The sequence below is a fragment of the Streptomyces apricus genome (assembly GCF_008369065.1).
GTDB classification, from domain to species: Bacteria; Actinomycetota; Actinomycetes; order Streptomycetales; family Streptomycetaceae; genus Streptomyces; species Streptomyces apricus.
In genome coordinates, this window is record NZ_VDFC01000047.1 from 102954 (window position 1) to 116991 (window position 14038).

11 protein-coding genes are annotated in these 14038 nt (G+C 75.1%); 5 read left to right on the plus strand and 6 right to left on the minus strand.

Going from position 1 to position 14038, the window contains the following annotated elements; all coding sequences use genetic code 11:
- Both FGF04_RS26930 and FGF04_RS26935 read right to left on the minus strand, forming a co-directional pair.
- On the minus strand, nt 1-747 hold a 747-nt coding region (locus FGF04_RS26930; RefSeq protein WP_149514378.1), incomplete at its 3' end, for a class I SAM-dependent methyltransferase.
- A 153-nt stretch (nt 748-900) separates the two neighbouring features.
- Complete coding sequence (locus tag FGF04_RS26935) at nt 901-2391, minus strand: bifunctional phosphatase PAP2/diacylglycerol kinase family protein (protein ID WP_149513947.1); 1491 nt, start codon at nt 2389-2391, stop codon at nt 901-903.
- Between the two features lie 99 nt (nt 2392-2490).
- Here FGF04_RS26935 and FGF04_RS26940 point away from each other — a divergent pair, with 99 nt between their 5' ends.
- Entirely contained in the window at nt 2491-4110 is a 1620-nt protein-coding gene (locus tag FGF04_RS26940) for an ABC-F family ATP-binding cassette domain-containing protein (RefSeq protein ID WP_149513948.1), read from the plus strand.
- A 141-nt stretch (nt 4111-4251) separates the two neighbouring features.
- Here the strand turns inward: FGF04_RS26940 and FGF04_RS26945 are convergent, their stop codons facing one another.
- The 4 genes from FGF04_RS26945 to FGF04_RS26960 all read right to left on the minus strand — a co-directional run bounded on the left by FGF04_RS26945 (nt 4252) and on the right by FGF04_RS26960 (nt 9160).
- Nucleotides 4252-4929: a response regulator transcription factor gene (locus tag FGF04_RS26945; RefSeq protein WP_149513949.1), complete on the minus strand. Its 678-nt coding sequence runs from the start codon at nt 4927-4929 to the stop codon at nt 4252-4254.
- On the minus strand, nt 4926-6149 hold the full coding sequence (locus tag FGF04_RS26950) for a sensor histidine kinase (RefSeq protein WP_149513950.1): 1224 nt from the start codon (nt 6147-6149) through the stop codon (nt 4926-4928). Before FGF04_RS26950 ends, FGF04_RS26945 begins: the two co-directional genes overlap by 4 nt.
- A gap of 6 nt (nt 6150-6155) precedes the next feature.
- Nucleotides 6156-8402: an MMPL family transporter gene (locus FGF04_RS26955; protein ID WP_149513951.1), complete on the minus strand. Its 2247-nt coding sequence runs from the start codon at nt 8400-8402 to the stop codon at nt 6156-6158.
- Between the two features lie 209 nt (nt 8403-8611).
- Nucleotides 8612-9160, minus strand: a complete 549-nt coding sequence (locus FGF04_RS26960; RefSeq protein ID WP_149513952.1) for a type 1 glutamine amidotransferase domain-containing protein — start codon at nt 9158-9160, stop codon at nt 8612-8614.
- Between the two features lie 355 nt (nt 9161-9515).
- On the opposite strand from FGF04_RS26960, the gene FGF04_RS26965 reads away from it, so the two are divergent.
- From FGF04_RS26965 to FGF04_RS26980, 4 genes are all read left to right on the plus strand, one after another.
- The gene (locus FGF04_RS26965) at nt 9516-10325 is read left to right on the plus strand and encodes an RNA polymerase sigma factor SigF (RefSeq protein ID WP_149513953.1); all 810 of its coding nucleotides are present in this window, start codon (nt 9516-9518) and stop codon (nt 10323-10325) included.
- A 204-nt stretch (nt 10326-10529) separates the two neighbouring features.
- Entirely contained in the window at nt 10530-11426 is an 897-nt protein-coding gene (locus FGF04_RS41875) for a hypothetical protein (RefSeq protein ID WP_223146409.1), read from the plus strand.
- Between the two features lie 114 nt (nt 11427-11540).
- Nucleotides 11541-12857, plus strand: coding sequence for an aminotransferase class I/II-fold pyridoxal phosphate-dependent enzyme (locus tag FGF04_RS26975; RefSeq protein WP_149513954.1), 1317 nt, complete (start codon nt 11541-11543; stop codon nt 12855-12857).
- Nucleotides 12854-13978, plus strand: a complete 1125-nt coding sequence (locus FGF04_RS26980; protein WP_188114258.1) for an MBL fold metallo-hydrolase — start codon at nt 12854-12856, stop codon at nt 13976-13978. The genes FGF04_RS26975 and FGF04_RS26980 overlap by 4 nt, the downstream gene beginning before the upstream one ends.
- Nucleotides 13979-14038 lie beyond the last annotated feature (60 nt).

A 14038-nucleotide genomic window follows, 5' to 3' on the forward strand; every position in this document is an offset into this window, starting at 1 on the left:
CTCCCGCCACGCCCCGGCCACCGCGTCGAGCCGCGCAGCGCTCGCGTGCCCGCCCCCGACGGCCCGGTCCGCGTAGGCGGAGGCGACCGTACGGTCGGCCCACAGCCCGCTCCACCACTCCACCTCCTCCGCCGAGGAGTAGCACCAGGTGCTCGACGAGGCGGTGACGTCGGAGAAGCCGGCCGCCCGCGCCCACGACTTGAGGCGCCGCCCGGCATCCGGCTCGCCCCCGTTGGCGCGGGCCACCCGCCGGTACAGGTCGAGCCAGTCGTCCATCCCCGCGACCTGCGGGAACCACGTCATCGCCGCGTAGTCCGCGTCCCGTACGGCGACGAACCCGCCCGGCTTCGTGACCCGGTACATCTCCCGCAGCGCCGCCACCGGATCGCCCACGTGCTGCAGCACCTGGTGGGCGTGGACGACGCAGAAGCTGTCGTCCGGGTACTCCAGCGCGTGCACGTCCGCGACGGCGAAGTCGACGTTGTCCAGACCGCGTCCGGCGGCCGTGGCACGGGCCCGGTCCAGGACGTCCGGCGCGCGGTCGACGCCGGTGACGTGCCCCTGCGGGACCAGCGCGGCCAGGTCGGCGGTGATGGTGCCGGGCCCGCAGCCGATGTCCAGAATCCGCATGTGCGGCTTCAGCGAGCCGAGGAGGTAGGCCGCCGAGTTGGCGGCCGTGCGCCAGGTGTGCGAGCGCAGCACGGACTCGTGGTGGCCGTGCGTGTAGACGGCGGTCTCCTCCGGCATGGCGGCGTCCCTTCCCTCGTACGGGCCCGGCGGAGCACCTCCGTCGGGGGTACGCCTCAACCTACGCCGCCATGCCGAATGATGAGACCCACGTCTCGCGATACGGACGAACGATCGCCGGCGGCCGAGCGGCCCGGGCCGATCAGCGGCCGGTCAGCGCGGTCCGCCCGGACGGTAGACCGTCAGCGCCTCCGGCAGCTTCTGGATCGTCACGTCGCCCTCCACCTCGACGACCTCGCCGTCGTAGGCCAGCCAGGTGCCCGGCTCGACCCCCTGGACGCGCAGCCCGCCGACGCGCAGCGCCGCGTGCACGGGGGAGCGGGTCAGCGGTCCGGCCACGGCCGCGGCGAGGAGGCGCACGGCCGGGAAGCGCCCGCCGTGCACGACCCGCACGTCGAGCAGGCCGTCCGCGAGGTCGTAGCGGCGGGCGGGGATCGGCCCCATCCGGTGGTAGGTGCCGTTCCCGGCGAACAGGAGCCACAGCGGCCGCTCCCGGCCGTCGAAGTGTGCGCGCAACGGGTGCCGGCCCGCACGCACGACCCGCAGGGTCGAGACGACCCCGGCCGGCCAGCTGCCGATCCGCCCGGACCAGTGGTCGCGCTCGCGCACCAGCTCCGGATAGACGCCCAGGCTGCAGTTGTTGAGGAAGTAACCCTCCTGGTCGCCGGCGGAGAACCGACCCACGTCGACCCGGACCGCCTCGCCCTCCGCCAGGGCCCGGCTCAGGGTCCGTACGTCCTCCACGCCCAGGTCCTGCGCGAAGTGGTTGAGCGTGCCGCCGGGCAGCACGGCGAGCGGCAGGTCGTGGCGCAGGGCCACCGTGGCACCCGCGTTGATCGTGCCGTCGCCGCCGCACACCCCCAGCACCTGGGCGCGCGCCGCGGCCTTCTCCAGCTCGGAGAGCAGGTGCTCCGGTTCGCACTCCACGACCTCGGCCAGCGGCAGCGCGTCCGCGACGGCGCGCATCCGGTCCGCGGTGCCCGCCCCCTTGTTCACCACGAGTACCAGCCCCTCGCCGTCCGGCAGCGCGGGCACGTCCGCGCGCGGACGTCCGGGAGGCGGCAGCTGGTCGCGCGTGGGCACCAGCGCGCGTACGGCGAAGGCGGTGCCCGCGCCGAACGCCGCCCCGGCGAGCACGTCGCTCGGGAAGTGCGCACCCGTGTAGATGCGGGACAGCGCCACCCCCGCGGCGACCGGGGCCACCACCGCGCCGAGCGAGCGGGACTCCAGCGCCACCCCCGTCGCGAAGGCCGCGGCCGACGCCGAGTGGCCCGACGGGAACGAGGTGGTGATCGGCTGGCGCTTCAGCTGCCGCATCACCGGCACGGCGTCCAGCCGCGGGCGCGGGCGGCGCACCGAGCGCTTGCCCACCGTGTTGATGGTGGCCGAGGCCACGGCGAGCGAGGCGATGCCGCGCACGGCCGCACGGCGCGCCCGCGGCGAGCGGGTCGCCGCCAGGGCCGCCGCCGCGCCGAACCACAGCACCCCGTGGTTCGCGCTGCGGCTCAGCCGCGGCAGCAGCGGGTCGGCGCCCGGCCAGTGCCGGGTGGCGACCGCCTCGAAGAGGCGGTGGTCGAACGCCATCAGTCGGTCGAGCAGGCCGTGGGCGGCCCCGGTGGCGGTGAGGTCTACGTCTGCGGTCATGCTCCATCGTCTACCCCGGCGCCCGGGAACGTGACGGCAGGGCCCCGGCACGCATATCGGTTTGCCCCGCCGCTGGTGCGACCCGGAGAATGCGCGACCATGGGACATCTCGAAGCCGCGCACCTTGAGTACTACCTGCCCGACGGGAGGGCGCTCCTCGGGGACGTCTCCTTCCGGGTGGGCGAAGGGGCCGCGGTCGCCCTCGTGGGACCCAACGGCGCGGGCAAGACGACCCTGCTCCGGCTGATCTCCGGCGAGCTGAAACCGCACGGCGGCACCGTCACGGTGAGCGGCGGGCTCGGGGTGATGCGCCAGTTCGTGGGCTCGGTGCGGGACGGGACGACCGTGCGCGACCTGCTCGTGTCGGTGGCCCAGCCGCGCATCCGCGAGGCCGCGCAGGCGGTGGACCGCGCCGAGCACGCCATCATGACCGTCGACGACGAGGCCGCGCAGATGCAGTACGCGCAGGCGCTCTCGGACTGGGCGGAAGTCCAGGGCTACGAGGCCGAGACCCTGTGGGACATGTGCACCACGGCCGCGCTCGGCGTCCCGTACGACAAGGCGCAGTTCCGCGAGGTGCGGACCCTGTCGGGCGGTGAGCAGAAGCGGCTCGTCCTGGAGGCGCTGCTGCGCGGCACGGACGAGGTGCTGCTCCTCGACGAGCCGGACAACTACCTCGACGTCCCCGGCAAGCGCTGGCTGGAGGAGAAGCTGCGGGAGACCCGCAAGACGGTCCTGTTCGTCTCGCACGACCGCGAACTGCTCGCCCGCTCCGCCGAGAAGATCGTCAGCGTGGAACCGGGGCCGGCCGGCGCCGACGCCTGGGTGCACGGCGGCGGCTTCGCCACGTACCACGAGGCCCGCCGGGAGCGCTTCGCGCGCTTCGAGGAGCTGCGGCGGCGCTGGGACGAGAAGCACGCCCAGCTCAAGAAGCTCGTGCTCAGCCTGCGCCAGGCGGCCTCCATCAGCCATGAGCTGGCCTCGCGGTACCAGGCCGCGCAGACCAGGCTGCGCAAGTTCGAGGAGGCCGGGCCGCCGCCGGAGCCGCCGCGCGAGCAGGACATCACGATGCGCCTGCACGGCGGACGCACCGGGGTGCGGGCCGTGACGTGCGAGGGGCTGGAGCTCACCGGCCTGATGAAACCCTTCGACCTGGAGGTCTTCTACGGCGAGCGGGTCGCCGTGCTCGGCTCGAACGGCTCCGGCAAGTCGCACTTCCTGCGGCTGCTCGCGGGCGGCGACGTGGCGCACACGGGGCTGTGGAAGCTCGGGGCGCGGGTCGTGCCCGGGCACTTCGCGCAGACCCACGCCCACCCCGAGCTGGAGGGGCGCACCCTGCTCGACATCCTGTGGAGCGAGCACTCCCAGGACCGGGGCGCGGCGATGTCGCGGCTGCGGCGGTACGAGCTGACGGCGCAGGCGGAGCAGCGGTTCGAGCGGCTGTCGGGCGGGCAGCAGGCGCGCTTCCAGATCCTGCTGCTCGAACTGGAGGGGTCCACGGCGCTGCTCCTGGACGAGCCGACGGACAACCTCGACCTGGAGTCGGCGGAGGCGCTGCAGGAGGGGCTTGAGGCGTACCAGGGGACGGTGCTGGCCGTCACCCACGACCGGTGGTTCGCGCGGTCCTTCGACCGGTACCTGGTGTTCGGGAGTGACGGGCGGGTGCGGGAGACGGCGGAGCCGGTTTGGGATGAACGCCGGGTCGACCGCCAACGCTAGCGTTGACGGGTCTCCCGGCGTTCCGGGCCGGGGGCCGGAGCCGGGGGCCTGCGGCGTTCGTCGGGTGCCGGCCGGTGGGGGCTGGTCGCGCAGTTCCCCGCGCCCCTAAAAGACAAAAGATTGCGCCGTTCCCCGCGCCCCTTACGGGGCTGTGCGGGCCAGGCCCGTTTGGTAGGCGATTACTACCAGTTGGGCTCTGTCTCTGGCTTCCAGTTTGGTCATCGCGCGTTGTACGTGGGCGCGTACCGTGAACGGGCTCAGGAACATCCGCTCGGCGATCTCCTGGTTGGACAGGCCCGTCGCGACCAGCGCCACCATCTCGCGTTCGCGCGGGGTGAGCACGGCGAGCCGTTCGGGACGGTGCGACGGGACGTCGTCCGGGGTGGCCAGGAACCGGGCCACCAGGGAACGGGTCGCGGCCGGCGACAGGAGGGTGTCCCCGGCCGCGACCGTGCGCACGGCGTCCAGCAGGTCCTCGGCGCCGATGCCCTTGCCGATGAAGCCGCCGGCCCCCGCGCGCAGCGCCTGGGCCACGTACTCGTCGGTCTCGTACGTGGTGAGGATCAGGATGCGGGTGGCGCGCAGCTCCGGGTCCGCGCAGATCTCCGCCGTGGCGGTCAGGCCGTCCGTCCCGGGCATGCGGATGTCCATGACCACCACGTCCGGCCGCAGCCGGCGGGTGAGCCGCACCGCCTCCCGGCCGTCGGCGGCCTCACCGACCACGGTGATGTCGTCGGCGGTGTCGAGGAGCATCCGGAAGGCGCCCCTCAGCAGGGCCTGGTCGTCGGCGAGCAGCACCCGCAGCGCCGGCGGCGTCATGCCGCGTCCCCGGCCGCCGCGTCGCCCGTCCGCGCGGGCGGCAGGGGCAGCTCGGCGCGGACGAGGAAGCCGCCCTCCGGGCGCCCGCCCGCGGAGAGCCGGCCGCCGACGGCGGTGGCACGCTCACGCATCCCGATCAGCCCGTAGCCGGGCGGACGGTCCGGTGCCGCGGCCGTACCGGCGCCCCCTCCGTCGTCGGCGACGGTCACGGTGACGCGGTCGCGGCCCCAGGCGAGGCGCACCCGGGCGCTGCGGGTACCGGCGTGCTTGGTCACGTTGGTCAGGGCCTCCTGGACGATGCGGTACGCGGTGAGGTCAACCCCCGGCGGCAGCGGCCTGGCCGTGCCCTCCTCGTGCACCGACACCTCCAGCCCCGCGCGGCGGAAGGAGTCGACGAGCGTGGGGAGCCGGGACAGCCCGGGCGTCGGCTCCGCGGGCGCGGCCGCGTCCCCGGACTGGCGCAGCAGACCGACCGTGGCCCGCAGGTCGTCGAGCGCGTCGGCGGTGGTCGCGACGAGTTCCCCGAGGCTCTTGCGGGTCTGCTCCGGGCGGACGTCGAAGAGGTGGGCGGCGACCGTGGCCTGCGCGTTGGCCAGGGTGATCTGGTGGGCCACCAGGTCGTGCAGCTCGCGGGCGATGCGCACCCGTTCCTCGGCCACCCTGCGGCGCGCCTCGCTCTCCCGGCTCTTCTCGGCCCGCCGGGCCCGCTCCTCCACGGCCGCCAGGTAGGCCCGCCGGTTGCGCACCGAGTGCCCGAGGAGGCCGGCCACCAGCGGTGACGCCGCCATCGTGACCACCCTGCTCGCGTCCTGCCACGAGAGGTCCCCGGACAGCGGGACGGAGGAGGCCAGCAGCACCGCCGAGGCGAGCGACACCGCGCCCGCCGCGTGCCGTTCGGTGCGCGCGGCGAGCGCGTAGGAGTACGCGGAGATCAGGGCGGGGGCCACGATGAGCGGGCTCAGCAGGAGCCCCAGCGGCTGCACCAGCGCCCCGCACGCGGTCGTGGCCGCCAGGGCCGCCAGGGGCGCCCGGTGCCGCAGCGGCAGCACGGCGCAGGACACCACGGCGACGGCGTACGCGGCGGCGGAGGGCGCCGACAGGGTGTCGTCGACCTGCACCACACCGCCGAGCAGGCAGAGCACGAACGCCGCCGCCGTGACCGCGGCCTCCCGCCGCCCCGTGCGGCGCGGCGGCGGGGTGCCGTTCCCCGTGTCCGGCACGGCCGTTCAGTCCCGGCCCACGGGCAGCCGCGGTATCACCGCGTCCGCCGGTCCGGTCGCCGGGGCCGGGACCCGCCCGTCCAGTGCCCCACCCTCGATGTCCACGTTCGGCAGCACGCGGTTCAGGATACGGGGCAGCCACCAGGCCCGGTGGCCGAGCAGCGCCAGGACCGCGGGGGCGATCGCCATCCGCACCACGAAGGCGTCGAAGGCGACGGCGGAGGCCAGGCCGACCCCCATCGTCTGGATGGTGAGGCTGCTCATCCCGATGAATCCGGCGAACACGCTGATCATGATGACCGCCGCCGCGGCCACCACGCGTCCGCTGTGCCGGAACCCGCTGACGACCGCCTCGCCGGGGGACGCGCCGTGGACGTGGGCCTCCCGCATCCGGGAGAGGAGGAAGACCTCGTAGTCCATGGCGAGGCCGAACACGATGCCGATGACGAGGATCGGCATCAGTGACATGACCGGCCCGGTCTGCTCGATGCCGATCAGGTCCGCCGCCCAGCCCCACTGGAAGACGGCGACGAGGACCCCGAAGGCGGCCCCCACCGACAGCAGGAAGCCGAGCGCGGCCTTGACCGGGACCAGGAGCGAGCGGAAGACCACCGTCAGCAGGAGCACCGCCAGACCGATGACCACGCTCAGATAGGGGAGCAGGGCGTCGGACATGGCTTCGGAGATGTCGATGTTCAGCGCGGTGGTGCCGGTCACCAGGACGTCGGTGTCCGTGCCGGCCCCGGCGCCGGGGACCGTGTCCCGGATCGTCTGCACCAGGTCCTTGGTCTCGCCGCTGTTCGGCGCGGTCCGCGGGACGGCGGTGAGGACGGCCGTGTCCTCGGCCCGGTCGAACACCGGATCACCGACCGACGCGACCCCGTCCACCTCCCGTACGGCCTCGGCGACCCGGTCCGTGGCGGCCCGGGCGTCCTCGGTCCCCGACAGGTCCACGACCACGGTCAGCGGGCCGTTGAAACCGGGGCCGAACCCCTGCGACAGCAGGTCGTAGGCGCGCCGCTCGGTGGTGTGCACCGACTTGGACTCGTCCCCGGGAAGTCCCAGCTCCAGGCTGAGCGCCGGCAGGGCGACGGCCCCGAGCCCGAGCACGGCGACCACCAGCACGGCCACCGGCCGGCGCAGCACGAACCGCGCCCAGCGCACGCCCAGCCCGGCCCGGCCCGGTGTGCCGGGCACCGGGTGCGGGTGCCCGTCGCCCCGCCGGGCGGCCCTGCGGGCGGAGCGGGACAGGACCCGCCGGCCGAAGAAGCCGAACAGCGCGGGGACCAGGGTCAGTGCGACGAGCACGGCAAGGGCCACCGCGCCCGCGCCGCCCAGCCCCATCTTGGTCAGCTCGGGGATCCCGACGACCCCCAGCCCGGCCAGGGCGATGACGACGGTCGCGCCGGCGAAGACGACGGCGGAGCCGGCCGTGCCCACCGCCCGGCCCGCGGCCTCCTCGGGGCCGTGGCCCCGGGCGCGCTCGTCGCGGAAGCGGGAGGTGATGAAGAGCGCGTAGTCGATGCCCACGGCCAGTCCCAGCATCAGCGCCAGGATGGCGACGGTGGAGGTCAGGCCCAGCGGCACGGCCAGCGCGGAGACCAGGCCGAAGGCCGTGGCCACGCCCAGGAAGGCGGTGAGCAGGGACAGCCCGGCCGCGACCAGCGACCCGAGGGTGAGGACCAGCACCACCGCCGCCACCGCGACACCGATGATCTCCGTCGTTCCGCCCGGCTCCTCCTCGGACTCCAGGGCCGAGCCGCCGATCTCCACGGTCAGCCCCGCGTCCCGGGCCCGGTCCGCGGCGTCCTCCAGGGCGCTCTTCGCCGGCCCGGTCAGGTCCACGGCGTCCACGGTGTAGGTGACCGTGGAGTAGGCGATGGTGCCGTCCTCGCTGACGGCACCGGTCCCGTAGGGGTCGGTGGCCGACGCGACCTGCCGGCCGCCGTTCAGGGTGCCGAGAGCGTCCTCGACGGCCGCCCGGTTCTCCCGGGCCGTCACCCGCTGCCCGTCCGGGGCCCGGAACACCAGACGGGCCTCGGCGCCCTGGGAGTTGCTCTCGGGGAACCGCTCGTCCAGCAGGTCGAACGCCTGCTGGGACTCGGTGCCGGGCATGGCCAGCTCCTCCTCCTGGCCCGACGGCGCCACCGCGGCGGCGACCCCGGCCAGCACCAGGACGCCCAGCCACACCGCGCCCACCGGCCGGCGGCGGCGGAAGGCCCACCGTCCGATCCGGTAAAGAAAAGTCGCCACCTGTCGATCACTCCAGACACCGTCGGGAAGGGGAAGGACGCGTGTGATCCACGCGCCCTCCACACTCCCGTCCGGCGCCCCGCCGGGCATCGTCCCCCGTTGCCGTCCTGCCCTGGTGCACCCGGACCAGCCGCGGCCCGCCCTGGTGCGTACGCACCAGGCCCCCGCTCAGGACGAGCGGGGGCCTGCGAGGTGCGGAGCCGGAGGTGTCAGGCGGGGCGGGACTGCTTCAGGAACTCCCCGACGAACGTCTCGCAGAAGGCCTTCAGGTCGTCCGGCTTGCGGCTGGTGACGAAGGTCGAGGGCTGTGCGTCGCAGACCGACACCTGCTCGTCGACCCAGGTGGCGCCCGCGTTGCGGAGGTCCGTCTGCAGACTCGGCCACGAGGTGAGGGTGCGGCCGCGGACCACGTCGGCCTCGATGAGCGTCCACGGGGCGTGACAGATCGCGGCGACCGGACGGCCCTGCCCGACGAAGTCGCGGACGAAGGCCACCGCCTTCTCGTCCGTGCGCAGCGCGTCCGGGTTGGCCACGCCGCCGGGCAGCACCAGGCCGTCGAAGGAGTCGGCCGAGACCTCGCCCACGACCTGCTGCACGGGGAACGTGTCCGCCTTGTCGAGGTGGTTGAACGCCTGGATCTCACCCGCCTCCGTCGAGACCAGCACGGGCTCGCCACCCGCGTCCACGACGGCCTGCCAGGGGTCGGTGAGCTCGACCTGCTCGACGCCCTCCGGTGCCACCAGAAACGCGATACGCATGGGGTTCTCCCGTTCTTCCGTCAGGGCAGGCGCTGTTCCCGCCTCGGACATGTGTGCGGTGCGGGCGACACCCGCACCGGGTCCCGGAGTACCCCTGTGCCGCCGGGCCAAGCATCCGGCGGCTCGGCCGCGGACACCGCCGCGGTCGCGGACGCGGGCGCAGGATTCCCACGAGTCCGTACGGCCACACGTGTTTGCTCCGCCCGGACAGGGGCACGCGAACGGCAGTGCTTCGGACAGGAGGCACGTCCGTGGGAGTGGAACCGACCCCCCACGGGTGTGCCCGTCCGGATCAGGGTGCGCTCCCGCGGTTGACCGTCCGACCGAGCACCCCCTTGAGGGAGTTGTACGCCCTATGCCCACTCACGCCCCCACCCGGCACCATCCGCACGACGACGCCCCCGACACCGCGGCGGACTTCCACACCCTCGCCTCCCTGCCCCCGGGCCGCTCGCGCGAGGCCCTGCGCAACCAGATCATCGAGGCCTGGCTGCCCATGGCCGAGCGGCTGGCCGGCCGGTTCCGCAGCCGCGGCGAGAACCTCGACGACCTGCGTCAGGTCGCCGCCCTGGGTCTGGTGAAGGCCGTCGACCGCTACGACCCCGAGCTCGGCAACGCCTTCGAGAGCTACGCCGTGCCCACCGTCACCGGCGAGATCAAGCGCCACTTCCGCGACCACATGTGGACCCTGCACGTGCCGCGCCGGGTCCAGGACCTGCGCAACCGCGTCCGCTTCGCACGCCAGGACCTCTCCCAGACGATCTCCGGCCGGCAGCCCACCGTCGCGGAGATCGCCGCCCACGCGCAGATGAGCGAGGACGACGTACGCACCGGTCTGGGGGCCCTGGAGAGCTTCACGGCGCTCTCGCTCGACGCCGAACTGCCGGGCAGCGACGACGGGTACTCCCTGAGCGACGCCATGGGCTCCGCCGACCCGGCCCTGGACGTCGTCGTCGACCGCGAGGCGGTCAAGCCCCGCCTTGAGGCCCTGCCCGAACGCGAGCGGGCCATCCTCTACATGCGCTTCTTCGCCGACATGACGCAGAGCCGGATCGCCGAGGAGCTCGGCATCTCGCAGATGCACGTCTCCCGGCTGATCAGCCGCTGCTGCGACCGGCTGCGGGAACAGGTCATGCGCGACGCCGGGGCCTCTCCGGCGGCCTGACCGCGGGACCTGGACCGGGATCGGGGCCCGGCCCCGTCGTGTCACCCGCTCGGGTGTCCGCGTGGCACGAATGGTGTCCGGCCGCGCGCGCCCCGGCCGGGCGCGGGCTCTGATGGACCGCGGGGCATGCCGGTCGTGCCCCGCCTCCGCGGCCGTACCGGGATGTGGGGGTCCCCAGCCCACGGCCGAAGGAGACCGAGCCCCATGCCGTTGCGCCGTACCGCTCGCGCACTGTCCGCCACCGCCCTCACCACCCTCGCACTCGGCACCGCCGCGGGGGCCGCCGCCGCGGACCCGGCCGCCGAGGTCAGCCCGCGCACCGTGGCCCCTGGGGGCACCGTCACGGTCTCCGTCACCTGCGAACGGACCGGCGGGCATCCGCCCGGGACCGTCGAGGCCACCTCGCAGGCCTTCGAGCACGGCACCGTGCGGCTGCACAAGGACGGGCACGGGGACGGGGACCACCCCGGCCGGGACGGGGAGGGGCTGCGGGACGAGGAGGACCTGATCCCGGACGGGGACCCGCTGGGTGAGGAAGACCTGCTGGACGAGGAGGAGCCGCTCGGCGAGGACGAACCGCTCGCCGACGAGGGCCCGGCGGACCGGGAGGGCCCCACGGGCGCGGACGACCGGGCGGGCGCGGACCGCCTGACGGCCAAGGACGACGTGACGGGCACGGACGACCTGGCGGCCGCGGACGACGTTACGGGTACGGACGACCTGAAGGGCGTCCCGGGTCCGGAGGGCCGTGTCACCTACCGCGGTACGGCCCGTGTCGCACCCGCCGCGGACTTCGAGCATGGCGGGAACGGCCGCGAGGGTGGCGGGAACAGCGGTGGCGGCAGTGGCCCCTCCGAATGGAGCGTCGACGGCGTCTGCCCCGCGGCGCACGGCGGCACGGGAGAGCCGTGGAGCGCCTCCTTCACGGTGTCCCGCGACCCCTCCCACCACACCGGCACCCGGCACGGGGTGCACGCCGGCACGGGCGGCACCTTCGACGACTCCCCGGTCGCCCTCGCCGCCGGCGGCGTCCTGATCACGGGCGCGCTCGGCGCGGCCGTCCACCGGCTGCGCCGCCGGGAGCCGTCCCGGAACCGCTGAGTTGGTCGAACGGCTCCGTGGGTACTGGGACCCCAGGGGCGCGATCGGCGCCGTGGGAAGCACGACGGCCCGTGAGCCGGCAGGTCCGGGGGACCACTGCGCGGAGGTACACAGATGTGGCGGACCGATCCGGCGGGGCACGGCCCCGTCCGCTACGGGCCCTCGCTCCCGGACCACGGCCTGCCCCTGCCGCCCGGACTCGCCGCCGCCGCGGCCGGCGCGCACACCGAACCGGTCGGCGGCGGCCCCGCGCTCCTGGACGCCGCCCGCGGTTACTGGGCCCGGCGCGGCCTGCCCGCCCGCCGCGGGCGGACCGTCGCGGCCCCCGGCGGCCCCGCGCTGCTCCTGGCGCTGACCGCCGCGCTCGGCGGCGACGTGCTGGTGCCCCGCCCCTGCGCCGCCTGGTGGGCCCCGCAGGCACGCCTGCTCGGCAGCTCCGTCTTCCCCGTCGCGACACCCGCCGAGTGCGGCGGGCTGCCGGACCCCTACGCCCTCCTGGAGACCGTGCGCCGGGTGCGGGCCGAGGGCGGCGACCCGCGGCTGCTCGTCCTGTCCGTGGCCGACGACCCCACCGCCACCGTCGCGCCGCCCGAGGTGGTGCACGAGACGATCGAGGCGGCCGCGGGCGAGGGCCTGCACGTGGTCAGCGACGAGACCTGGCGCGACACCCTGCACGAACCGCACGAGAGCGTGCTGCTGAGCCCCGCCGAGATGCTGCCGGAGCGGGTCACGGTGCTGACCGACCTCTCCGGCCCCTTCCTCCCGGCCGGCTGGCCCGCCGCCGTCGCCCGCTTCCCCGACAACGACACCGGCGGCCTGCTGCGCGAGCGGGTGCTCGACGTGCTCACCGCGCTCGGCGCTCCCGTGGCAGCGCCGGTCGCCGCGGCCGCCGCGTACGCGCTCGGCGAGCCCGACGAGATCACCCGCCGCCTCGCCGGGTCCGTACGGCTGCACGCGGCCGTGGCCGCCGCCGCCCGCCAGGTCCTCGTCGGGGCGGGCGCCCTCGTGCGGCCCCCGCGGGCGGGGCGCCACCTGTACGCCGACCTGGACCCGCTGCGCCCCGCGCTCGGCGCGCTCGGGGTGGGCGACGCGCAGGAGCTGGAGGACCTCCTGACCGCCCGGCTGGGCATGCCGGCGCCCGGCGGCCACCGCTTCGGCGACGACCTCGGCGCCCTGCGCGTACGCCTGGCCACGGGGCCGTTCCTCGGCACGACCGACGAGGAGCGCAGGGCGTCCCTGCCGGCGCCGGAGCCCCTGGAACTGCCGCACGTGGCGGGCGCCCTGGGCCTGCTGCGGTCGGCCCTCGACGACCTCCGCGACGCGCACGGCGACCACGACCGGCGCGACGGCCACACACAGCACCACCAGCAGCATGCGCAGCACCACGCGCACGACGATCACGACGCTCGGCGACGGGAGTCCCCTCGATGACGCAGCAGTCCGAGTCGGCCACGGCCATGACGGCCACGACGGTCACGACGACGGCATCCACCACCCCGACGACGGACGCCGCGCTGTCCGCGGCCCTCTCCGCGCCCGCCACCGGTGCATCGGCTGTACCAGCTGTACCGGGTGCACCGCTCACCGAACCCCGTCCGCCGGGGGAACGGCGCGTCTGGCCGCGGTCCTTCGCCGACCGGCTCACCACACCGCTGCCCGGCCTCAGGGGCTACGCGCGGTTCGCCCGCGAGGGGGCGATCCGGCCGGGGCCCGAGGGCCTGGCCGACATCCCCCGACTGCCGTACGAGCCGCAGCCGCTGCCCCGGGCCGACGCGGACACCGTCGCCGTCTCCTGGGCGGGGCACGCCAGTTGGGTGGTCCGGATCGGCGGGCTCACCGTCCTCACCGACCCGGTCTGGTCCCGCAGGATCCTCGGCACCCCCACCCGGATCACGCCCGTCGGGGTGCCGTGGAGCGCGCTGCCGCGTATCGACGCGGTCGTCATCAGCCACAACCACTACGACCACCTGGACGCCCCGACCCTGCGCCGGCTGCCGCGCGACACCCCGGTGTTCGTGCCGGCCGGGCTCGGCCGCTGGTTCCGGCGCCGGCGCTTCACGCGCGTCACCGAGCTGGACTGGTGGGAGGCGGCGCAACTCGACGGCGTGCGCCTGGACTTCGTACCGGCCCACCACTGGTCCAAGCGCAGTCTGCACGACACCTGCCGCACGCTGTGGGGCGGCTGGGTGCTGACCGCGCCCGACGGGCGGCGCGTGTACTTCGCGGGCGACACGGGGTACGGGCACTGGTTCGCGCGGATCGGCGAGCGGTATCCCGGGATCGACCTGGCGCTGCTGCCGATCGGGGCGTACGAGCCGCGCTGGTGGCTGCGCGACGTGCACTGCGATCCCGAGGACGCGGTGCGGGCGTTCCAGGACCTCGGGGCGCGGCGGATGGCTCCGATGCACTGGGGGGCGTTCGTGCTGTCGGCGGAGCCGGTGAGGGAGCCGCTCGTGCGGGTGCGGGCCGCGTGGGAGGCGGCGGGGTTGGACCGGGAGCTCTTGTGGGATCTCCCCGTGGGGGGCTCCCGGACACTGCCTGCCGTGACGTGATCTGCGGGGCGGTGGGGGCTGGTCGCGCAGTTCCCCGCGCCCCTAAAGGATGCGCCGTTC

Bases quoted from the DNA above. Each gene is read 5' to 3' on its own strand.
- FGF04_RS26965 (WP_149513953.1), top strand. From the start codon at position 9,516: ATGCCCACTCACGCCCCCACCCGGCACCATCCGCACGACGACGCCCCC.
- FGF04_RS26975 (WP_149513954.1), top strand. From the start codon at position 11,541: ATGTGGCGGACCGATCCGGCGGGGCACGGCCCCGTCCGCTACGGGCCC.
- FGF04_RS26960 (WP_149513952.1), bottom strand. From the start codon at position 9,160: ATGCGTATCGCGTTTCTGGTGGCACCGGAGGGCGTCGAGCAGGTCGAG.
- FGF04_RS26945 (WP_149513949.1), bottom strand. From the start codon at position 4,929: ATGACGCCGCCGGCGCTGCGGGTGCTGCTCGCCGACGACCAGGCCCTG.
- FGF04_RS26940 (WP_149513948.1), top strand. From the start codon at position 2,491: ATGGGACATCTCGAAGCCGCGCACCTTGAGTACTACCTGCCCGACGGG.
- FGF04_RS41875 (WP_223146409.1), top strand. From the start codon at position 10,530: ATGCCGTTGCGCCGTACCGCTCGCGCACTGTCCGCCACCGCCCTCACC.
- FGF04_RS26935 (WP_149513947.1), bottom strand. From the start codon at position 2,391: ATGACCGCAGACGTAGACCTCACCGCCACCGGGGCCGCCCACGGCCTG.
- FGF04_RS26980 (WP_188114258.1), top strand. From the start codon at position 12,854: ATGACGCAGCAGTCCGAGTCGGCCACGGCCATGACGGCCACGACGGTC.